This window comes from Methylobacterium sp. NPDC097929 (assembly GCF_049543375.1).
Classification (GTDB): Bacteria; Pseudomonadota; Alphaproteobacteria; order Rhizobiales; family Beijerinckiaceae; genus Methylobacterium.
This window is the reverse complement of sequence record NZ_JBMVEP010000001.1, coordinates 1,562,531-1,581,650: the sequence shown is the minus strand read 5'-3', so window position 1 is coordinate 1,581,650 and position 19,120 is coordinate 1,562,531. Positions and strand designations below refer to the sequence as shown.

17 protein-coding genes are annotated in these 19,120 nt (G+C 68.7%); 5 read left to right on the top strand and 12 right to left on the bottom strand.

Annotated features, from left to right (window positions below; genetic code table 11):
- Positions 1–154 precede the first annotated feature (154 nt).
- Both ACPCJR_RS07455 and ACPCJR_RS07450 read right to left on the bottom strand, forming a co-directional pair.
- Entirely contained in the window at positions 155–1,333 is a 1,179-nt protein-coding gene (locus ACPCJR_RS07455; protein ID WP_391511331.1) for an acetate/propionate family kinase, read from the bottom strand.
- An 84-nt stretch (positions 1,334–1,417) separates the two neighbouring features.
- Entirely contained in the window at positions 1,418–2,194 is a 777-nt protein-coding gene (locus ACPCJR_RS07450) for an IclR family transcriptional regulator (RefSeq protein WP_391511332.1), read from the bottom strand.
- Positions 2,195–2,362: 168 nt separating this feature from the next.
- On the opposite strand from ACPCJR_RS07450, the gene xsc reads away from it, so the two are divergent.
- Positions 2,363–4,138 (top strand): sulfoacetaldehyde acetyltransferase, encoded by a 1,776-nt coding sequence (gene xsc, locus ACPCJR_RS07445; RefSeq protein ID WP_391511333.1) that lies wholly within the window; start codon positions 2,363–2,365, stop codon positions 4,136–4,138.
- A 36-nt stretch (positions 4,139–4,174) separates the two neighbouring features.
- Here xsc and ACPCJR_RS07440 read toward each other — a convergent pair whose 3' ends face one another.
- From ACPCJR_RS07440 to ACPCJR_RS07415, 6 genes are all read right to left on the bottom strand, one after another.
- Positions 4,175–4,711: a c-type cytochrome gene (locus ACPCJR_RS07440; RefSeq protein WP_391511334.1), complete on the bottom strand. Its 537-nt coding sequence runs from the start codon at positions 4,709–4,711 to the stop codon at positions 4,175–4,177.
- Positions 4,698–5,996: a sulfite dehydrogenase gene (soxC, locus tag ACPCJR_RS07435; RefSeq protein ID WP_391511335.1), complete on the bottom strand. Its 1,299-nt coding sequence runs from the start codon at positions 5,994–5,996 to the stop codon at positions 4,698–4,700. Before soxC ends, ACPCJR_RS07440 begins: the two co-directional genes overlap by 14 nt.
- Before the next feature lie 170 nt (positions 5,997–6,166).
- Complete coding sequence (locus ACPCJR_RS07430) at positions 6,167–7,234, bottom strand: YeiH family protein (RefSeq protein ID WP_391511649.1); 1,068 nt, start codon at positions 7,232–7,234, stop codon at positions 6,167–6,169.
- A gap of 95 nt (positions 7,235–7,329) precedes the next feature.
- Positions 7,330–8,697, bottom strand: a complete 1,368-nt coding sequence (locus tag ACPCJR_RS07425) for an MFS transporter (protein WP_391511336.1) — start codon at positions 8,695–8,697, stop codon at positions 7,330–7,332.
- The gene (locus ACPCJR_RS07420; protein ID WP_391511337.1) at positions 8,694–10,373 is read right to left on the bottom strand and encodes a GMC family oxidoreductase; all 1,680 of its coding nucleotides are present in this window, start codon (positions 10,371–10,373) and stop codon (positions 8,694–8,696) included. The genes ACPCJR_RS07425 and ACPCJR_RS07420 overlap by 4 nt, the downstream gene beginning before the upstream one ends.
- Positions 10,374–10,795: 422 nt before the next feature.
- Positions 10,796–11,035 carry a hypothetical protein gene (locus ACPCJR_RS07415; RefSeq protein ID WP_391511338.1) on the bottom strand — a complete coding sequence of 80 codons (240 nt, stop codon included), beginning with the start codon at positions 11,033–11,035 and terminating at the stop codon, positions 10,796–10,798.
- 511 nt (positions 11,036–11,546) lie between these two features.
- Between ACPCJR_RS07415 and ACPCJR_RS07410 the strand changes: the two genes are divergently transcribed.
- From ACPCJR_RS07410 to sucD, 4 genes are read left to right on the top strand one after another with little or no spacing between them, the layout of a single operon-like run.
- The gene (locus ACPCJR_RS07410) at positions 11,547–12,854 is read left to right on the top strand and encodes an MFS transporter (protein WP_391511339.1); all 1,308 of its coding nucleotides are present in this window, start codon (positions 11,547–11,549) and stop codon (positions 12,852–12,854) included.
- Positions 12,855–12,912: 58 nt separating this feature from the next.
- Positions 12,913–14,361, top strand: coding sequence for an acylating sulfoacetaldehyde dehydrogenase (gene sauS / locus ACPCJR_RS07405; RefSeq protein WP_391511340.1), 1,449 nt, complete (start codon positions 12,913–12,915; stop codon positions 14,359–14,361).
- Positions 14,358–15,512 (top strand): succinate--CoA ligase subunit beta, encoded by a 1,155-nt coding sequence (locus ACPCJR_RS07400; protein ID WP_391511341.1) that lies wholly within the window; start codon positions 14,358–14,360, stop codon positions 15,510–15,512. Before sauS ends, ACPCJR_RS07400 begins: the two co-directional genes overlap by 4 nt.
- Positions 15,509–16,414: a succinate--CoA ligase subunit alpha gene (sucD, locus tag ACPCJR_RS07395; protein WP_391511342.1), complete on the top strand. Its 906-nt coding sequence runs from the start codon at positions 15,509–15,511 to the stop codon at positions 16,412–16,414. Before ACPCJR_RS07400 ends, sucD begins: the two co-directional genes overlap by 4 nt.
- A 58-nt stretch (positions 16,415–16,472) precedes the next feature.
- Here the strand turns inward: sucD and ACPCJR_RS07390 are convergent, their stop codons facing one another.
- From ACPCJR_RS07390 to ACPCJR_RS07375, 4 genes are all read right to left on the bottom strand, one after another.
- Positions 16,473–16,700, bottom strand: a complete 228-nt coding sequence (locus ACPCJR_RS07390; RefSeq protein ID WP_391516828.1) for a hypothetical protein — start codon at positions 16,698–16,700, stop codon at positions 16,473–16,475.
- A 181-nt stretch (positions 16,701–16,881) separates the two neighbouring features.
- A complete protein-coding gene (locus ACPCJR_RS07385; protein ID WP_391511344.1) occupies positions 16,882–17,655 on the bottom strand; it encodes a ferredoxin--NADP reductase in 774 nt (257 codons plus the stop codon).
- 28 nt (positions 17,656–17,683) lie between these two features.
- On the bottom strand, positions 17,684–18,022 hold the full coding sequence (gene fdxA / locus ACPCJR_RS07380) for a ferredoxin FdxA (protein WP_391511345.1): 339 nt from the start codon (positions 18,020–18,022) through the stop codon (positions 17,684–17,686).
- Positions 18,023–18,240: 218 nt separating this feature from the next.
- The gene (locus tag ACPCJR_RS07375) at positions 18,241–19,101 is read right to left on the bottom strand and encodes an ABC transporter ATP-binding protein (protein WP_391511346.1); all 861 of its coding nucleotides are present in this window, start codon (positions 19,099–19,101) and stop codon (positions 18,241–18,243) included.
- Positions 19,102–19,120: the final 19 nt, after the last annotated feature.

Below are 19,120 nucleotides of genomic sequence, written 5' to 3'. Positions count from 1 at the left end.
CAGCAGCCTCGAAGGAGGACTCCAGAAGTCTCAGCGATCCCTGGAGCCCTCCTTCGAGGCTGAGCTGACGCTCAGCACCTCAGGATGAGGGTGAGGATTGGGATCATCGCAGCATCACACCGGTCGGTCTCGAAGAGGCAGGTCGAACCGGCTCTCAAACCGGCGGCACTCGCGACAGCACGGCGCGGGCGATCGGCAATTCCTCGTCCGCCGGAACGACGTAGACCGGGACCGCCGCATCGTCGCTGCTGATCCGGGTCTCGTTGGCCGCGTTGCGCGCCGCGTCGATGCGCAGGCCGGTCCAGGCCAGGCCCTCGGCGATGGCCGAGCGGATGCGGGCCGAGCGCTCGCCGATGCCGGCGGTGAAGACGAAGGCGTCGAGGCCGCCGAGCGCCGCCATCATCGAGCCGGCCTCGCGCACCACGCGGTAGGCGAACAGGTCGAGCGCTTCCGCCGCGCGGGGGTCGTCGCTCGCCAGCAGCGTGCGGGCGTCGTTGCTGAGGCCGGAGACGCCGAGCAGGCCCGAGCGCCGGTTCAGCATCTCGGACACCTCCGCGGGCGCCATGCCGCGTTGCTCGATCAGGTGGAGCACGAGGCCGGCATCGATCGCGCCGCAGCGCATGCCCATCATCAGGCCGTCGAGCGCGGTGAAGCCCATGGTGGTGGCGAGGCTGCGCCCCTCGAGTAGGGCGCACAGGCTCGCCCCGTGGCCGAGATGGGCGACGATGACCCGGCCTTTGGCGCGCTCGCCCGCGATCCCCGGCAGAACGTCGGCGATGTGCTGGTACGACAGGCCGTGGAAGCCGTAGCGAACGAGGCCCTGCTCGGTCAGCGCGTGCGGGATCGCGAAGATCTGGGCGAGTCGCGGCATCGTGCGGTGGAACGCCGTGTCGAAGCAGGCGACCTGCGGCAGGTCCGGCCACGCGTTCTTCACGGCGCGGATCGCCGCGAGGTTGTGCGGCTGGTGCGCCGGGGCCAGCGGGATCAGGGCGTCGAGGGCCGTCATCACGGCCTCGTCGATGGTCACCGGGGCCGCGAAATCCGGGCCGCCATGGACGACGCGGTGGCCGGCCGCGCTCAAGCGGAGGCCGTCGGCGCGGCGGATGCGATCGAGCAGCCAGTGCGTGGCCGCGGCGTGGTCGCTCGCCTCCGGCAGGGCCCCGTCGAACAGGTGCGCCTGCGCGCCCGCGGCGCCCCCGAACCGCGCCCGGCTGCCGATGCCCTCGATGCCGCCGCGGCAGAGCGGCTGCAGCGTCTCGGCCGAAAACAGCGCGAACTTCACGCTCGACGAGCCGGCGTTCAGCACGAGGATGGTGTCGTTCGAGCGTGTCATGGGCGATTCCCCTCTCTCAGTGCCCTTCGGGCGGTGGAGCATCGGCTTTTCCCGAAAGCCGGCTTCCACCTTTCGGGCCGATGCTCATCGCAGCGTGACGGCCAGGGCCTCGGCGGCCTCGCGCAGGGTCGGCAGGCGCTCGGCGGCGTTCGTGCGGGACACCCGCACCACCGGCGCCTGGAGCGCGAGGGCGGCGATGCAGTCGCGGCCCGTACGGTCGAAGATCGGCACCGCGACGCAGAACAGGCCGGACAGGAATTCCTCGTCGTCGAAGGCGTAGCCGTCGCGGCGGATGCGGCCGAGTTCGGTCCGCAAGGCCTCCGCGTCGGCGAGCGTGTTGGCGGTGTGGCGCTCCAGCGTCAGCGTGCCGATCAGCCGGTCGCGCTTGGCCGGCGGCATCATCGCCAGAAAAAGCTTGCCGCTGGCCGAGGCGTGGGCAGGCACCCGCGAGCCCTTCTGGAAGGCGACCCGCAGGGGGGCGGCGGCCTCGACGCGGTCGAGATACATCACCTCGCTGCCCTCCAGCACCGTGAGGTTGCAGGATTCGCCTAAGCTGCGGACCACGCGTTCGAGGATCTGGTGGCGCTGAGTCGAGCCGGAATTGTTCGACAGGATCGCGAAGGCGAGCGCGGTCGCGCGCGCGGCCAGCTCGTAGCGGCGCCCGTCGGGCATCCGCCGCAGCAGGTCGGCCCCCTCCAGCATGCTGAGCCAGCGGTGCAGCGTGGGTTTCGGCAGGCCGGCGGCGTCCGTCAGCTCCGCCAGCGTCGGCGGGTGATCCATCCCGGCGACGATCTCCAGCAGGCTGAACGCCTTGAGGGCGGGTGAGGATTCGGCGGCGTCGTCCATTGTGATCGACTTCATATTCCGATTTCCTGAATGTTAGAAGCTAAAAAACGAGATTTTTGTTGCACCGAGGCGCGGCGAGGCATTAGGTTTCGCTGAAGCGAGGATGCGGCGGACGTGGGTCCGCCCGCGCCGACGAGCGGCCGATCGCAACGAACCAGCAGAACCAGGGTGGGAGAGCGCGCCATGAGGATGACGACCGAGGAGGCCTTCATCAAAGTCCTTCAGATGCACGGCATCGAGCACGCCTTCGGCATCATCGGCTCGGCGATGATGCCGGTCTCCGACTTGTTTCCCAAGGCCGGCATCACCTTCTGGGACTGCGCGCACGAGAGCAACGCGGCTCTGATCGCCGACGGCTATTCGCGGGTGACCGGCAAGATGGCGATGGCGGTCGCCCAGAACGGGCCGGGCGTGACCGGCTTCGTCACGGCGATCAAGACCGCCTACTGGAACCACACGCCGATGCTGCTGGTGACGCCGCAGGCGGCCAACAAGACGATCGGCCAGGGCGGCTTCCAAGAGGTCGAGCAGATGGCCCTGTTCGAGGACATGGTCTGCTACCAGGAGGAGGTGCGCGACCCGAGCCGCGTCGCCGAGGTGCTCAACCGGGTGATCGAGAAGGCGTGGCGCGGCTGCGCGCCGGCGCAGATCAACGTGCCCCGCGATTTCTGGACGCATCAGGTCGACATCGCGCTGCCGCAGATCGTCCGGCTGGAGCGGCCGACCGGCGGGCGCCAAGCGATCAGTGAGGCCGCGGCGCTGCTGTCGAAGGCCAAGTTCCCGGTCATCCTCAACGGTGCGGGCGTCGTCATCGGCGACGCGATCCAGGAATCCGTCGCGCTGGCCGAGCGGCTCGATGCGCCGGTGGCCTGCGGCTACCAGCACAACGATTCCTTCCCCGGCTCGCATCCGCTGGCCGTCGGGCCGCTCGGCTACAACGGCTCGAAGGCGGCGATGGAGCTGATCGCCAAGGCCGACGTGGTGCTGGCACTCGGCACCCGCCTCAACCCGTTCTCCACCCTGCCGGGCTACGGCATCGATTACTGGCCCAAAGACGCCAAGATCATCCAGGTCGACATCAACCCCGACCGGATCGGCCTGACCAAGCCGATCTCGGTGGGCATCTGCGGCGACGCCAAGCACGTCGCACAGGAATTGCTGCACCAGCTGACGCCGGAGGCCGGCGATGCCGGCCGCGAGGAGCGGAAAGCGGTGATCCACCGCACGAAATCCGCCTGGGCCCAGGCGCTCACCTCGCTCGACCACGAGGACGACGACGAGGGCACGCGCTGGAACGTCGAGGCGCGCGAGCGCGAGAGCGAGAAGATGTCGCCGCGCCAAGCGTGGCGGGCGATCCAGGCGGGCCTGCCCGCGAACGCGATCCTCTCGACCGACATCGGCAACAACTGCGCCATCGGCAACGCCTACCCGACCTTCGACCAGGGCCGGCGATACCTCGCGCCGGGCATGTTCGGCCCCTGCGGCTACGGCTTCCCGGCGATCATCGGCGCCAAGATCGGCTGCCCGGACGTGCCGGTCTTCGGTTTCGCGGGCGACGGCGCCTTCGGCATCTCGATGAACGAGATGACCTCGATCGGCCGTGACGAGTGGCCGGCGATCACCATGGTGATCTTCCGCAACTTTCAGTGGGGGGCCGAGAAGCGCAACTCGATCCTCTGGTACGACAACAACTTCGTCGGCACCGAACTCGACACCAAGCTCAGCTACGCCAAGATCGCCGAGGGGTGCGGCTTCCGCGGCGTGCGGGTCGAGACCCAGCGGGCGCTCACGGAAGCGATCCAGCAGGCGGGCGAGGCGCAGACCGAGGGCGTCACGACCTTCATCGAGGTGATGCTGAACCAGGAACTCGGCGAGCCCTTCCGCCGCGACGCGATGAAGAAGCCGGTCGTCGTCGCCGGCATCGATCGCGCCGACATGCGCCCGCAGCGCGTGGCCTGAGGCTTGAGGCGCGGCGCTTCTCGCGCCGCGCCCTCTTCAGCGGGCGTCGGGCCTGGGGTCGGGCACAAACCCGTCGCGGTTGGGCATCGTCACCTTGGGAAGCGTGGCGGCATCCATCACCGCGTCGTCGGGCACGAGGCCGTTCAGGTTGAGCACGTAGGCGACGAGGGCGTAGACCTCGTCGGGCTTGAGCGATTGCGGCGCGTTCATCGGCATGGCGCGGTGGATGTAGTCGTAGAGCGTCGGCGCGTAGGGCCAGAAGCTGCCGACCGTCTTGAGCGGTTTCGGCGTCGCCAGCGAACCCTGGCCGCCGGCCAGCCGGTCGCCGATGCCGCCCTCCCCCTTCGCGCCGTGGCATCCGGCGCATTGCGCCTCGAACAGTGCCTTTCCTTCCGCGACGCTGCCACGACCGGGCGGCAGCTTGCGGCCGTCGCGGTCGATGTCGATGTTCCAGCCCGCGATCTCCTCCGGACTCGGCGCCCGCCCGAAGCCGAAGCGGCCCTCGGCTTGCGCCGAGGATGCGAGCAGCGCCAGGGGCAGCGGCAGGAGACGGAGAAGCCTAGACGGAGCCATTCGACACCTCCCCGTCGGCGGCGATCCGCCAGGGGACGACCGCGTTGTTGTGGTAGAACGACTTCAGCCCACGGACCGCGGTCAGGTCGGCGAAGCTCGGCTGGATGTAGCCGGTCTCGTCGATGGCGCGGCTGAGGATCGTCGCCGGCTGCCCGTCCCAGGTCCAGGGCAGGCGGAAACGGGTGAAGGCCCGGTTCAGCACCGGCTCCTGCAGCCGGGCCGCCCGCCAGGTGGCGCCGCCATCGACCGACACCTCGACCCCGGTAATGCGCCCGCGCCCGCTCCAGGCGAGCCCGGTGATCTCGTTGAAGCCCTTGGCGATCCGCTGCGTGCCGGAGGGGCGGGTGATGATCGATTTCGCCTCCATCACGAAGGTGAACTGGCGCGCCGTGCCGTCGGGCATCGAGTCGGTGTATTTGGCCGTCTCCTCGCGGGAATAGGCGGGCTCGGCCACGACGTTGAGGCGGCGCAGCCACTTCACGCTCATGTTGCCCTCGAAGCCGGGCAGCAGCAGGCGCAACGGATAGCCCTGCTGCGGGCGCAGCCGCTCGCCATTCTGGCTGAAGACGAGGAGTGCGTCGTCCAGGCACTTTTCGAGCGGGACGCTGCGGGTGAGCGCGGCGGCGTCGGCCCCTTCCGCGACGACCCAGCGCGCCTCGGGCTTCACGCCGACCTCGTCGAGGATCGTCTTGAGCCGCACGCCGGTCCATTCGCAGCAACTGGCGAGGCCGACGAGGTCGGAGGCCGTCCTGCCCTGCTTGATCGCCTCGAAGCCGGGATTGCCGGAGCATTCGAGGAAGTAGATGTGCGACTCGCTGGGAAACCGCCGCAGCTCGTCCATGGTCAGCAGCAGGGGGCGCTCGACCAAGCCGTGGATCATCAGCCGGTGCGCGGACGGATCGATCGCCGGGATGCCGCCGTGATGGCGCTCGTAGAACAGGCCGTTCGGGGTGATGATGCCGTCGAGGTCCTGCAACGGCGTGCGGCTGGCCGACGAGGTGTATTGCTTGCCGCCCTTCGGAATGTTGCGGATGACATCCTTCTCGTAGGGCGAGGGCTGGCCGTAGGGCTGGCTGCCGACATCGGCGCCCGGCTCCTTCATCCAGCGCGGCACATGGGGCGGTCCTTGGAGCGGTCCTTGGGGCGGCGTGTCCTCGCCTCCGGTCCCGGCGGCCATCGCCCTTCCGGCGAGGCTGCCGCCGACGAGGGCGGTCCCCGCTGCCAGGATCTGCCGCCGCGAGCGCGCCGTCCGTCCGTTCGCGCCCGGTTCCGCTTCGTCGCGCATCGTCTCCTCCTGCCGCTCGGACGGACGCCGCGGCGCCCGCGGCCCCGATGGTACTTCGCTCTCGCCAGAGATCAGTCGGTCGCCGCCATTTATTTCGCGATCGCCTTGGTTTTGGCCTACGCCCTCGGGCAGACTTCGTGTCGGGCCTGCCGTCTTGATTTTCCGAGGCTTCAGCCGAGCCGAAGCGCGTGGATCAGCCCGAGGCTGATCAGCAGCAAGAGCACGAGGGAGAGCGTCACCGCGGCGGTGACGCGCCCGCCGACGCGGCCGATCACCCGGACATCGACGCCGAGCCCGAGGGCGGCCATCGAGACCACGGTGAGGAGGCCGGCGACCCGCGTGATCGGGCCGACCACGAGGTCGGGCACGAGGCCGAGCGAGCGGCACGCGGCCAGCACGAGGAAGCCGACGATGAACCACGGCACCAGCTTGAACGGATCGAACCGGCGCGGGGCCGCCTGAGGTGCGGCGTCGCTGAGCCGGGGCGCCAAGAGCGAGAGGCCGACGACGACGGGGCCGAGCATCAGCACGCGCACGAGCTTGACCAGCGTGCCGATCTGGGTCGCCGCGAGCCCGGCCGGAACGGTGGCGGCGAGCACCTGCGGCACCGCGTAGACGGTGAGGCCGGCAAGAATCCCGTACTGGCCGGCGCCGAGATCCAAAAGTGGGATCAGCAGCGGCAGGCCGAGCACCATCAGCACGCCGAGGATCGCCGTGAAGGAGATGGAGGAGGCGACGTCGTCGCTGCTGGCGCCGATGACGGGCGCGACCGCCGCGATGGCCGAGTTGCCGCAGATCGCGTTGCCGCAGGCGATCAGGATCGAGATCCGCATGGCGAGCCCGAGCAGGCGGCTGATGGCGAAGCTCGCGGCGATCGTCACCACCACGGTCGCGACGATCGCCGCGAGCAGCACCGGCCCGGAGGCGAGGATCGCCGCGAAGCTGATCGAGGCGCCGAGCAGCATCACGGCGACTTCGAGAAGCTGCTTGGCGCTGAAGGCGATGCCGGAGCGCCAGAGCGGGCTCGGCGTCCAGGCGGTGCGGATCGCCATGCCGAGCAGGATCGCGATCACCAGCGCCTCGATATAGGGGTGCTCGAACGCCCCCTCCTCGAGATGCTGCAGCCCGATCGAGACCAGCGTGACCGCGACGCAGAGCGCGATGCCCGGCGCCAGTTCCCGGATTCGAGAGACCGGGGAGTGGGACTCGGGCGGCTTCATCAGGCGGTTTTTCTGCAGCATCCTCGGTCCTCGACACCCAATCTCGGTGTCGCCCTCACATCGCCTCCATGGCAAATTTTATCTGCCGCGCATGCGAAAAATAGAGTGATTTTCTACGTTGAGCCCACATCGCGGAATGTCCTTCGCATCGACGCGGTAGGCAAGGGCTGGGCCGGGAGACCCGCCGCCGCCCGTGCCCGGCGGCCGATCCAGATCGCGGAGGCCGCGCTGACGAGGCCGGCGAAAGCGCAATAGGCGCAGACCAGCCACGGCCGGTCCGCGCCCGAATATTGCAGCAGTGCAGTGGCGACGATCGGGGTCAGGCCGCTCGCGAAGATTCCGGAGAATTGATAGACGAAGGAGATACCGGTGTAGCGCACCCGCGCTGGAAACAGCTCCGAGAACAGAGCCGCCTCCGGCCCGTAGACCGAGGCGTAGAGGATGCCGAACGGCACGATCAGCGCGAGCCAGATCGCCGCGGTGTCGCCGCCGCTGTTGAGGAACACCCAGAAGGCCGGGAAAGCCGAGAAGCCGGTCAGCAGCGAGCCCCAGGCATAGACGCGGGTGCGCCCGAGCCGGTCGGACAGCCAGCCGGCCAGCGGAATCGTGAGGCAGAGCAGGAGGGCGGCAGCCGTGACGCCGAGCAGCGCTTCCGTGCGCGGCATCTTCACGGTGCCGGTGAGGTAGCCGATCGAGAACACCGCGAAGACGTTGAAGAACACCCCGTCGATGGTGCGCGCGCCCATGCCGGCGATCACGTTGCCGGGAAAGTCGCGGATCATCGAGACGAAGGGGATCGCCGCCTCGCGGTTGGTCTCCTTCACCCGGGAGAATTCCGGCGTCTCCATCACGTTGAGGCGGATATAGGCGCCGACGGCGACGAGCGCCGCGCTCAGGAGGAAGGCGAGGCGCCAGCCCCAGATCAGGAACTGCTCGTCCGAGAGCCCCCAGGAGAGACCCGCGACGACGCCCGAGGCCATGCAGAGCCCGAGCGCCAGCCCGATCTGCGGGATGCTGGCATAGAGGCCGCGCTTGTCCGGCGGGGCGTACTCGAAGGCCATCAGCACGGCCCCGCCCCACTCGCCGCCGAGCCCGATGCCCTGGACGATGCGCAGGAGGAGGAGCAGCACGGGCGCCGCCACGCCGATCTGCGCGTAGGTCGGCACGAGGCCGATCAGGAAGGTCGCGACCCCCATCAGCATCAGCGTGATGACGAGCATGCTCTTGCGGCCGACCCGGTCGCCGAAATGCCCGAAGATCACGCCGCCGAGCGGCCGGGCGACGAAGCCGACCGCGAAGGTCGCATAGGCCAGCAGCGTCGAGACGAGGGGATCGTCGGCGGGGAAGTAGAGCTTGTTCAGAACGATGCCGGCGACGACGCCGTAGAGGAAGAAATCGTACCATTCGATCGTCGCGCCGATCAGCGCGGCGGTGACGACGCGGCCGAGACCGCCTTTGGGATGCGTCTCGCTCGTCGTCATGCCGGGCTCCCCTCGCGCGCCGCCTCGGAGAGTGTCTCCAATCCCGGCGCGGCGGCGGGGACCGGGGTCGATCCGGCGCGCGCGTCGGACAGGATCATCTCGGAGGCTTTTTCGGCGATCATCACCACGGGCGCGCTGGTGTTGCCGGAGACGAGCGTCGGCATGATCGAGCAATCGACGACGCGCAGGCCTCCGACGCCGTGGACGCGAAGCCGCGCGTCGGTGACGGCGAGCGGGTCGGTGCCCATCCGGCAGGTGCCTGCGGGATGGAAGATCGTGGCGCCGGACGCGCGGGCGAAGGCGAGGAGCGCCGCATCGCCTTGCGTGTCCGCGCCCGGCTTCACCTCCTCGGTGAGGAGATCGCGCAACGGGGCGGTCGCGGCGAGGCGCCGGGCGAACTTGATGCCCTCGACGGTGCAACGCCGGTCGGTCTCGGTCGCGAGGTAGTTCGCCCGCATCACCGGGGCCGCGAACGGGTCGGCGCTGCGCAGCGTGACGCTGCCGCGCGATTCCGGCCGCAACTGGCAGACCGAGAAGGTGCAGCCGGACCAGGGATGGGGCTTAGCCCCGGCCATGTCGGCCGAGAGCGTGGCGAAGTGGAACTGCACGTCCGGCGTTCCGGGGCCGGGCATCACGCGGGTGAACAGGCCGCCCTGGTTGATCCCGACCGCCAGCGGCCCGCTGCGGGTGAGCAGCCATTGCAGGCCGATGCGCGCCTTGCCCCACAGAGAGCGCAGGTCGTCGTTGGTGGTGATGGGCTTGGCGACCCGGTACATCAGCCGGATCTGGAGATGGTCCTGAAGATTGGCGCCGACGCCGGGCAGGGCGTGCGCGACCGGGATACCGTGGCGGGCCAGTTCCTCCTCCGGCCCGATGCCCGACAGCATCAGCAGTTGCGGGCTCTGCAACGCGCCGGCCGCGAGGATCACCTCGGCGCCCGCGCGCGCCTCCCGCATCCGTCCGCCCCGCCGATAGCGGACGCCGACGACGCGGCGCCCCTCCAAGATCAGGCCGGCGGCTTGCGCATCGGTCTCGACATGCAGGTTCGGGCGTCCGTGCGCCGGGCGCAGGTAGGCGACCGCGGTGCTGCAGCGCCGGCCGTTGCGGGTGAAGAGCTGGTAATAGCCGGCGCCCTCTTGGTCGCCGGTGTTGAAGTCATCGGTGCGCGGCACGCCGAGTTCGCCCGCGCCCGCGATGATCACCTCGATCAGCTCGTGGCGCCGCCCGATATCGGAGCACCAGAGCGGCCCGTCGGCGCCGTGGGCGGGTCCTGCGCCCTTGGTGTTGTGCTCGGAGCGGATGAAGTAGGGCAGCACGTCCCGCCACGACCAGCCCTCGTTACCGAGCGCGGCCCAGTGGTCGTAATCCTCGCGCTGCCCGCGCACGAAGATCAGGCCGTTGATCGAGGAGGAGCCGCCGAGCGTTCGGCCGCGCGGCCAGTAGATGCGCCGATCCCCCATGGTCGGCTCGGGCTCGGTGTAGAAGCCCCAGTTGAGCGTCTTGTGGAACATCGTCTTCCCGTAGCCGATGGGAAGATGGATCCAGGGCGAGCGGTCGCGGGGCCCCGCCTCCAGCATCAGCACGCGGTGACGACCGCAGGCCGAGAGCCGGTCGGCGAGCACGCAGCCCGCCGTGCCGCCGCCGACGATGATGAAGTCGTAGGGGGCGACCGTCATCGCCTGTACCTCGCCGACTGCGTTTCCTCAGTTCTTTCCCGGCTTTGAGTGCTATTGTCTCAAAAAACGGAACGTTATGTTCGATTAGATGAAGGATTTCCCGCCGTGTCAATCACGCATGCGAGAGCGTCGGGTCTCACGCGGTGCGTAGCCGGTTCCGGGACGAGGAGAAATGAGGGCGGGAAATCCCGTTTCCGGCTGATCGCCGCGAGGTTCGCCTCACGCCGTCATTGCGAGGCGGAGCCGCAGCAACCCAGGGCTCGACGTTTTCGAAAAAAGGCGAGACCGAGCCGACGAGGCGGTCTCGTGCGCCCTTTCCGGACAATGCGGAGCGCTGGATTGCTTCGGCTCCGCCTCGCAATGACGGCGGAGGGAGCGGATGGAGGCCTACGGGCGGGCGCCGAAGCAAAGTCCCAAAACAATCAGTGGTCAGGCGTGCCGACCGCCATCTCGGCCTGCTCGTTCCTGGCCATTTCGAGCATGTGCCATTGGAGGCCGGCGACCAGCGTCTCGATCGAGACGCCGCGCGGGGCGGCGTGGCTCGGCTGGACAGCCTGGAACTGGGCCACGCTGGCGGCGAGAGAGGCGGCCATGGCGAAGGGGAGGAACTGGCGGAGGCGCTCGGCGGGGGGCATGGGCGGACGCTGATTGCTGCGATGCACCAGATCTACGTCCCAGCATTGTGCAGCGCAACGGCGATGGCTTCATGCGAGCCCTGCCGCGAGTGCGCGGATCGAGACAGCATCGCCCCCTCCACCTTTGAGGTGTGGTGACGCCAGCCCTCCTGAAAAAGCGGATCGGCGAGCGCCCGTCCCTGCATCTCGTGGGTCACGGCCGGCCGGGTGCGCCCGACCTCCTCGACATCAGCTCTATAATGCAGGCATTGCGCCCGCCACGCCGCTGCGCAAGCGCGGAAGCGTGCAAACCGGAAAAATATCGATCAATATTCTGCATGCTTCGGATGCAGACAATGAATTTTTCCGATCCTCCGGTGCTCGCTAGGATCGGGTCGAGACGATGGATCGACAACGATTCAGGGCGATCGACGACCCTGGACAACCCACCGTCTCAGCGATGGGAAACGCTCAACGCATGCCAGGGTGCTTCTTCGGCCGCGCATCGTGCCATGCGCCGAGCCGAAGACAGCTGCCCGAAGGCAGCAGGAGGGCCGGAATGTCGAGGCTTGTCCGCTTCAAAGCCACCGACCGTGTACTTCTGATCATCTGCCTGATGTACTTGGTCACCTATATCGACCGGGTCAACATCGGCACCGCCGCGCCGGCGATGCAGAAGGAACTCGGGCTCAGCAATTTCGAACTCGGCCTCGCCTTCTCGGCCTTCGCCTATCCTTACGCGTTCTTCCAGATCGCCGGCGGTTGGCTGGGTGATCGGCTCGGACCGCGCAAGACGCTGCTGATCTGCGGCGCGATCTGGTCGGCCGCCACCGTGGCGATCGGCTTCGTCGAGGGGGCGGTCTCGCTCGTCATCGCCCGCTTCGTCCTCGGTGTCGGCGAGGGCTCGGCCTTCCCGACCGCGACGCGGGCGCTGGCGAACTGGATGGCGGCCGACCGGCGCGGCTTCGCGCAGGGGATCACCCACGCCTTCGCGCGGCTCGGCAACGCGCTGACGCCGCCGCTGATCGCGCTGCTGATCGTCGCCCTGTCCTGGCGCGACTCGTTCGTCATCGTCGGCCTCATCAGCTTCGCCTGGGTCGCGCTGTGGTTCTGGTACTTCCGGGACGATCCGCGCGACCATCGGCACGTGACGCCGGAGGAGATCGCCGTCCTGCCGACGGTGAAGATCGCGGGCGAGCGCAAGGCCGTGCCGTGGCGGCGCCTGCTCAAGCGCATGCTGCCGGTGACGATGACCGACTTCTGCTACGGCTGGACCCTGTGGCTGTTCCTCAACTGGATCCCGTCCTACTTCCTCCACCAGTACCAGCTCGACATCAAGAAGTCGGCGATCTTCGCCTCGGGCGTGTTCTTCGCCGGCGTCGTCGGCGACACCGTCGGCGGGGTCGTCAGCGACCGCATCCTCAAGAAGACCGGCAGCGTCTCGAAGGCGCGGGTGAGCGTGATCGTGGTCGGCTTCCTCGGCGCGTTCCTGTTCATGCTGCCGGTGCTGTTCGCGACCGAGCTCGTCACGATCACCCTGTGCCTGTCGGGGGCCTTCTTCTTCGCCGAACTCATCGTCGCGCCGATCTGGGCGGTGCCGATGGACATCGCGCCCCAGCATTCGGGCACCGCCTCCGGCTTCATGAATTTCGGCTTCGGGCTGGCCGGGATGATCTCGCCCGTCGTGTTCGGCGCCGTCATCGACGCGACCGGACGTTGGGACCTGCCCTTCGTCGCCTCGCTCGGCCTGCTGCTGCTCGGCGCGGTGCTCGCCCTGCGGATGCGGCCGGACGAGCCGTTCCTCGACGATGTCGAGGAAACGCCGCCCGTCGCGACCGGTCCGGCGGCGGTCCGGCCGCAGGCCTGAGCGCGGGACCCCACCCCCTTCGAACTTCCCCTTCCGATCGCCGCAAGAGGACACCGCGATGGCCGTCGTCAATCTCAAGGAGCCGGAACCGGTCGATCGTCCGGAACCGGCCTCCGTCGAAGCCGTCATGGAACGGGCGCGCGCCGCACAGAGGGCGTTCGCCAACGTCGATCAGGAGACCGCCGACGCGGCCGTCCGGGCGCTGGCGTGGTCGCTCTACAACCCAGAGCACGCGCGCGAACTCGCCGAACTCGCCGTGCAGGACACAGGCCTCGGCAACGTCGCCGACAAGATCCGGAAAAAACAGCGCAAGACCTTCGGCACCCTGCGCGACCTGCTGCGCGCGCCGTCGGTCGGGGTGATCGAGCGCGACGAGGCGAAGGGCCTCGTCAAATACGCCAAGCCGATGGGGGTGATCGGCGCGGTGACGCCCTCGACCAATCCGGGCGCGACCCCGGTCAACAAGGCGATGATGGCGGTCAAGGGCCGCAACGCCATCGTCATCGCCCCGTCGCCGCTCGGCTACCGCACCACGTCCCGCATCGTCGATCTGATGCGCGCGGAACTCGAGCAGATCGGGCTGCCCGCGGACCTCGTGCAGATCCTGCCCTCGCCGGTGACGAAGGACTCGACGGAAAGCCTGATGAAGGCCTGCGACCTGATCGTGGTGACGGGCTCGCAGGACAATGTCCGCCGCGCCTATTCGAGCGGGACGCCGGCCATCGGCGTCGGCGCCGGCAACGTGCCGGTGATCATCGACGAGACCGCCGACCTCGATGCGGCGGCCGAGCGCATCCGCGACTCGAAGATCTTCGACAATTCCACCTCCTGCTCCTCGGAGAACGCCGTCGTCATCGTCGATGCGGTCTACGACGAGGCGATCGCCGCGCTGGAGCGGGCCGGCGCCTATCTCTGCACGCCGGAGGAGCGCGAGCGGGTGATCGGGCGGCTCTGGGCCAAGGGCAAGCTCAACCGCGACCTCATCGCCCGCGACGCCGCGGTGCTGGCGCAAGCCTTCGAGCTGCCGCCCCAGGCGCAGGGCAAGAGCTTCTTCCTCGTGGAGGAGGCGGGCGTCGGCAAGGGCTACCCGCTCTCGGGCGAGAAGCTCGCCCTCGTGCTCACCGTCTACCGGGCGAGCGACTTCGCGGCGGCGAAGGAGCGGGTGCGCGAAATCCTCGAACACCAGGGCAAGGGCCATTCCTGCGGCCTGCACACCACCGACATGGACCGCGCCCGCGAGTTGGCGGAAGACCTCGACGTCGTGCGGGTGCTGGTGAACTTCGCCCACACCTTCGGCAACGGCGGCGGCTTCAATTCCGGCCTCGGCTTCACCCTCAGCATGGGCTGCGGCTCCTGGCAGAAGAACTCGATCTCCGAGAACCTGAGCTACCGGCACATGCTCAACATCACCCACCTCGTCACGCCGATCCCCGAGGACAAGCCGAGCGAGGCGGAGCTGTTCGGGCCGCACTGGAAGCGGATCGGCTACGCGGAGGCTGCGCGATGAATTTTCTGGAGCACGTCGCCAAGGCGCGGGTCCTCGCGCCCGCCGGCATCCCGGTTCCCCGCGCGGTGCTGTGCCGGAACCCGGAGGAGGCAGTCGCCGCCTTCGCCGAACTCGGCCCCTGCATGGTCAAGGCCCAGGTACCGACCGGCAAGCGCGGCAAGGCCGGCGGCATCAAGCCGGCCAACTCGGCGGAAGAGGCGCGCAGCGTCGCCGAGCGCATCCTCGGCATGAGCATCGACGGCCACGCGGTCGGCGCGGTTCTGCTGGAGGAGCAGGCGACCATCGCCCGCGAGTTCTACGCCGCGGTGCTGATCGACACTGCGAGCCGCTGTCCTCTGGTCCTGTTCTCGACGGAGGGCGGGATGGACATCGAAGAGGTCGCCGCGACCCGGCCCGACGCCTTGCGCCGCCACGCCGTCGATCCCGACCGGGGCTTCGACGGGGCGGCCGCCCGCGCGCTGCTGTCGGGCCTCGACCTCGGGGGCGCCGAGGCGCAGGTCGCCGACATCCTGGCGGCACTTTATGAGGCGAGCGGCCGGATCGATGCGGAACTGATCGAGATCAACCCGCTCGCCGTGCTGGCCGACGGCCGCGTCGTCGCCCTCGACTGCAAGCTGACGCTCGACGATGCCGCCGCCTTCCGCCAGGGCGACCTCGCCGACGCGGCGGCGGAGGAGCCGATGACCGAGCTGGAGCGCGAGGGCGCCGCCCACGGCCTCAAGTTCATCCAGCTCGACGGCGATGTCGGCGTGCTGGCCAACGGCGCCGGGCTGACGATGACGACCATGGACGTCATCAGCCATTGCGGCGGGCGCCCGGCGAACTTCCTCGAGATCGGCGGCGAGGCCTACACCAAGTCGGAGGCCGCGCTGAAACTGGTCCTGTCCAATCCCGGCGTCAAAAGCCTCGTCGTCAACTTCTGCGGCGCCTTCGCCCGCACCGACGTGATGGCCGAGGGCGTCGTCACCGCCTGGAAGCGGCTCGACCCGGACATCCCGGTGTTCTTCTCGATCCACGGGACCGGGGAGGACGAGGCCGTGCGCCTCGTGCGCGAAGGGCTCGGCTGCGAGCCCTTCGACCTGATGGAGGACGCGGTCCAGGCCGCCGTCGATGCCGCCCACTCGACGGCCAGCCGGGGAGCCGCCCGATGATCATCTATCGTCAGTCCGCCCGCGTCCTCGTCCAGGGCATCACGGGCAAGCAGGGCACCTTCTGGACGCAGAAGATGATGGAGTGCGGCACGCAAGTCGTCGCCGGCGTCAACCCGAAGCGGGCGGGCGAGCGGCATCTCGGCGTGCCGGTCTACGCGACCGCCAAGGCGGCGATGGCCGAAAGCCCGTTCGACGTGGCGGTGATGTTCATCCCGCCCGCCATGGCGCGCGAGGCGGCGCTCGATGCGATCGAAGCCGGCGCCCGCACCGTGGTGATCCTGACCGAGCACATCCCGGCCCGCGACGTGATGGCGATCCACCGCGCGGCGGCGCGGCACGGCACCCGCATCGTCGGGCCGAACACCGCCGGGATCGTCACGCCCGGCGAGGGGTTCGTCGGCATCATGCCGGGGCACAACGGAAACATCTTCCAGCCGGGCGAGGTCGGCGTGATCTCGCGCTCGGGCAGCCTCGGGACGCTGATCTGCCTCAACCTCACCCGCGCCGGCCTCGGCCAGTCGGCCTTCCTCGGGATCGGCGGCGATCCGATGATCGGCACCACGACCCGCGACGCCCTCCAGGCGCTCGACGAGGATGCACGCACCCGCGCCGTGGTGCTCGTCGGCGAGATCGGCGGGGCGATGGAGGAGGCTGCCGCCGACTACGCGGCCGGCATGTCGAAGCCGGTCGTGTCCTTCATCGCCGGGCGCGCCTCGCCGCCGGGCAAGAAGATGGGCCATGCCGGCGCGATCGTGTCGGGGTCGTTCGGCAGCTACGACGGCAAGCGCCGGGCGCTGGAGGCGGCGGGCGTCGCGGTCGCCGACACGCCGGCCGAGATTCCAGGCCTGCTCGGCCTCGGCGAGACCCGGCCGGACTCGGCCGCCCGGGCGCTCCCGGCCTGACGCACGAAAAAGGCGCCGCGAGCCGTCGCGGCGCCTTCGAACTCGTAACGGGGCGGGTTCAGACCCCGACGACGGTCCGGAGATGGCCGAACAACGCGGCGACGCTGGCGACCTTCTCGCTCAGGGCCGGATCGAAATAGGCCGCGCGCGCGGCGACGATGGCGACGACCATCGCCCAGAACAGGCCGACGCCGGAGCGCAGGGCGACCCGCGAAGCCGCGGTGGGCTCCTTGTCGCTCACCGGCAGGATAGGCTCGCCGAAGGAGTCGTATTGAACGCGGGACATGACGACCGGAAGAGTTTGAAACTACAGCGAGATGTCGGCTCACCATAGCCCGAACGCAATGGCCGCGTTTTCCGTATTTCCGGCGCGGGAGAGAGAGTCCTTCCATGTCGGAATGTGGGCGGAGAATTTTTCTCTCCGAGACGCTTTGTTCCGCTCCGTGCCCACCTGCCCCTTAAAAAAGTCACTTCTCGACGAAGGCCTTCTCGATGACGTAGTGGGCCGCCTCGCCGTGGTTGCCCTCCGCGTAGCCCAGCCCCGTCAGCATCTCGCGGGTGTCCTTGATCATCTCAGGGCTGCCGCAGAGCATGAACCGGTCGTTCTCGATCGACATCGGCGGCAAACCGATATCCTCGAACAGCTTGCCCGAGGTCATCAGGTCGGTGATCCGGCCGCGGTTGCGGAACGGCTCGCGGGTGACCGTCGGGTAGTAGATGAGCTGGTTGGCGATCATCTCGCCCAGAAACTCGTGGCGAGGCAGGGTCTCGGTGATGGTCTCGCCGTAGGCCAGCTCCTGCACCTGACGGCAGCCATGGACGAGCACAACCTTCTCAAAGCGGTCGTAGGTCTCCGGGTCCTTGATGATCGACAGGAAGGGGGCGAGCCCGGTGCCGGTGCCGAGCAGGTAGAGGTGGCGGCCGGGCAAGAGGTTGTCGAGCACCAGCGTGCCGGTCGGCTTCTTGCCGATCATCACGGAATCGCCGACCTTGAGGTGCTGGAGCTTGCTGGTCAGCGGGCCGTTCGGCACCTTGATGGAGAAGAACTCCAGCTCCTCCTCGTAGTTGGCCGAGACCACCGAGTAGGCGCGCAGCAGCGGCCGGCCCTCGACCTCGATGCCGATCATCGTGAACTCGCCGTTGCGGAAGCGGAACGAGGGATCGCGCGTCGTGCGGAAGGAGAAGAGCGTGTCGGTCCAGTGATGCACCGACAGCACCTGCTCTTCGTTGTACTTGCTCATGGCATCCTCTGCAAAGACCGAGGGAAGATCAGGCGGCGGCCGGATCGGCGACGCCGAACACGGATTCGAGCTTGCCGGGGCGGCCGTCCCACGCGGCGGCATCATCGAGCGGGTCGCGCTTCTCGCTGATGTTGGGCCAGAGGGCGGCATATTTGGTGTTGAGCGCGATCCATCCGTCGAGGCCCGGCTCGGTGTCGGCCTTGATCGCGTCGGCCGGGCATTCCGGCTCGCACACGCCGCAATCGATGCACTCGTCGGGATTGATCACCAGCATGGTCTCGCCGACGTAGAAGCAATCGACCGGGCAGACCTCGACGCAATCAGTGTATTTGCAGCGGATGCAGTTGTCGGTGACGACGTAGGTCATGGCGATGATCCGTCGATGTGGTTGATGGAGGCATAGCGGGAGGGCTGCTCGGCCCGGCCTCTACGGCACACCGTCATCGCGAGGCGGAGCCGATGCGATCCAAGGCGTGACCTTTTCCGGATGGTGCGGAGAGCTGGATTGCTTCGGCTCCGCCTCGCAATGATGGAAGACGGATCGGAAGCCGTGGCACGCGCCGTTCACGGTCGAGCGGGTGTCCATCAAAGGACCGTCGCGAGATCCTGTCCCTCGAGGTTGATCGCCAGCCCCTTGAGCGCGTCGAGGCTGACTTCGCCGCCCATGGCGCGGATGCTCTCCTCGCGGATCAGCGACATCAGCCCGCGGCGCAGGCCGAGGAACTCCGAGGAGAGCGTCATTGCGGGCTCGCGCGGGCGCGGCAGCGGCACGACGATCTCGGCCTTGATGCTGCCGGGGCGCGCCGTCATCACGTAGATGCGGTCGGACAGGAAGATCGCCTCGTCGATGTCGTGGGTCACGAACAGCACCGAGATCTTCAGTTGCTGCCACATGTTGGTGAGGATCTGCTGCATGATCAGCCGGGTCTGGGCGTCGAGCGCCCCGAACGGCTCGTCGAGAAGCAGGATGCGCGGGCCGGTGGCCAGCGCCCGCACGATGCCGACGCGCTGCTTCATGCCGCCCGAGAGGCGGTCGGGGTAGTAGTTTTCGAAGGGCGTGAGGCCGGCGAGCCCCAGCAGGGTGCGGGCCCGGCGCTCGCGCTCGCTGCGCGACACGCCGCTCATCTTGAGCCCGAACTCGACGTTCTGACGCACGGTCTTCCAGGGAAACAGCGAGTATTGCTGGAAGATCATGCCTCGGTCGGCGCTGGGCCCTGAGATCGCCTCGCCATCGACCGTCACGCGCCCGCCCGACGGCGTGAGGAAGCCGGCGAGCGCGTTCAGCAGCGTCGACTTCCCGCAGCCCGAGGGGCCGACGATGGAGACGAACTCGCCGGGTCGGACGGTGAGCGAGGTGTCGGAGACGGCTTCGACCGCCCCCTCCATGGTCTCGTAGCGCAGGCAGAAATCCTGGACCTCGATCAGGCCCCGAGCCGTCCCGGCCATGGCGTGTCCCTTCCTTCGA

Bases quoted from the DNA above. Each gene is read 5' to 3' on its own strand.
- ACPCJR_RS07455 (WP_391511331.1), bottom strand. From the start codon at position 1,333: ATGACACGCTCGAACGACACCATCCTCGTGCTGAACGCCGGCTCGTCG.
- ACPCJR_RS07450 (WP_391511332.1), bottom strand. From the start codon at position 2,194: ATGAAGTCGATCACAATGGACGACGCCGCCGAATCCTCACCCGCCCTC.
- xsc (WP_391511333.1), top strand. From the start codon at position 2,363: ATGAGGATGACGACCGAGGAGGCCTTCATCAAAGTCCTTCAGATGCAC.
- ACPCJR_RS07440 (WP_391511334.1), bottom strand. From the start codon at position 4,711: ATGGCTCCGTCTAGGCTTCTCCGTCTCCTGCCGCTGCCCCTGGCGCTG.
- soxC (WP_391511335.1), bottom strand. From the start codon at position 5,996: ATGCGCGACGAAGCGGAACCGGGCGCGAACGGACGGACGGCGCGCTCG.
- ACPCJR_RS07425 (WP_391511336.1), bottom strand. From the start codon at position 8,697: ATGACGACGAGCGAGACGCATCCCAAAGGCGGTCTCGGCCGCGTCGTC.
- ACPCJR_RS07420 (WP_391511337.1), bottom strand. From the start codon at position 10,373: ATGACGGTCGCCCCCTACGACTTCATCATCGTCGGCGGCGGCACGGCG.
- ACPCJR_RS07410 (WP_391511339.1), top strand. From the start codon at position 11,547: ATGTCGAGGCTTGTCCGCTTCAAAGCCACCGACCGTGTACTTCTGATC.
- sauS (WP_391511340.1), top strand. From the start codon at position 12,913: ATGGCCGTCGTCAATCTCAAGGAGCCGGAACCGGTCGATCGTCCGGAA.
- ACPCJR_RS07400 (WP_391511341.1), top strand. From the start codon at position 14,358: ATGAATTTTCTGGAGCACGTCGCCAAGGCGCGGGTCCTCGCGCCCGCC.
- sucD (WP_391511342.1), top strand. From the start codon at position 15,509: ATGATCATCTATCGTCAGTCCGCCCGCGTCCTCGTCCAGGGCATCACG.
- ACPCJR_RS07390 (WP_391516828.1), bottom strand. From the start codon at position 16,700: ATGTCCCGCGTTCAATACGACTCCTTCGGCGAGCCTATCCTGCCGGTG.
- ACPCJR_RS07385 (WP_391511344.1), bottom strand. From the start codon at position 17,655: ATGAGCAAGTACAACGAAGAGCAGGTGCTGTCGGTGCATCACTGGACC.
- fdxA (WP_391511345.1), bottom strand. From the start codon at position 18,022: ATGACCTACGTCGTCACCGACAACTGCATCCGCTGCAAATACACTGAT.
- ACPCJR_RS07375 (WP_391511346.1), bottom strand. From the start codon at position 19,101: ATGGCCGGGACGGCTCGGGGCCTGATCGAGGTCCAGGATTTCTGCCTG.